Consider the following 289-nt stretch of genomic DNA (forward strand, 5'->3'; position numbering starts at 1 on the left):
CTGGAGCAATGCAAACAGGTTTCCAAAAAATAGTAAATCAAAATAAGACGGTATACTATAATAAGGAAGGTCAAATGCAATTTGGTCAACAAACTGTAGGAAACAACTCATATTTATTTGATAAAGTAACCGGAGCAATGCAAACAGGTTTCCAAAATTTAGCACCATATGGTCAAAACAAGGTAGTATATTATGCATCGAATGGGCAGATGCAACATGGTCAAAAATATGTATATAATCATTGGTATTTATTTGATGAAGCAACTGGAGCAATGCAAACAGGTTTCCA

1 pseudogene is annotated in these 289 nt (G+C 33.9%); it reads left to right on the top strand.

Going from position 1 to position 289, the window contains the following annotated elements:
- Nucleotides 1-289: pseudogene (locus FC55_RS09990) on the top strand (hypothetical protein); the annotation flags it as partial.

Origin of the sequence: Ligilactobacillus salivarius DSM 20555 = ATCC 11741 (genome assembly GCF_001435955.1) — a bacterium.
GTDB lineage: Bacteria > Bacillota > Bacilli > Lactobacillales > Lactobacillaceae > Ligilactobacillus > Ligilactobacillus salivarius.